At 64.7% G+C, this 583-nt stretch carries 1 protein-coding gene; it reads right to left on the bottom strand.

Annotation, left to right across the window (positions count from 1 at the left end; all coding sequences use genetic code 11):
- A partial coding sequence (locus AC1DSC_RS32660) for a helix-turn-helix domain-containing protein (RefSeq protein ID WP_478132098.1) occupies positions 1-352 on the bottom strand: 352 nt, incomplete at its 3' end.
- Between the last annotated feature and the right edge of the window lie 231 nt (positions 353-583).

Here is a 583-nt window from a genome sequence, read left to right as displayed (position 1 = left end):
GGCGATGCAGGATGCCGGTGATGGTGCTGGGTGCGGGCACGCCGCTGAAGCCCAGATCGCTCAGGCGCTGGGCGATCTTGCGGCCACCCCAGCGGGGGTGCTGGCGGCGCAGTTCGATGACAGCTTGCTCGATCGCAGCGCTGCTGCGCGCAGGACTGTGGTGCGGGCGGGTGCTGCGCGGCTTGCACGCATCACCCATGCCTTGGAGTGCATGGCGGCGCAGCAGTGCATAGCCCGTCTTGGGGCTGATGCCAAAGCGCCGGCACAGTTCGCGGCGGTTGGCTCCTTCTTGCAAGGCCAGTTCCAGGAATTCGCGTTTGGTGTCCATCAGGTCTCTCGGTTGCCAGGGCATGGGCCGCTTCCTCGGTCGTCTCGACCTCGAAAGTGTTTCCTATGTCCCCGCACACCTGTTACCCAGGTCCCCGGTCCATACACTTCGCCAAAAGAAAGTAGCCAAAGAAAAGGCGACCCCACTGTCTGCGACCCTCCGCTTCGCTGCGGGCAACCTGCGGTGCTCGCGTTTCGCGGGGTCTCGCCCAAACTCGCTTCGCTCAAACAAGGGCGAGCCCTGATCCGCGAAACG

Source organism: Variovorax sp. 01N425, assembly GCF_056399465.1.
This window is presented reverse-complemented; position numbering and strand designations above follow the sequence as displayed.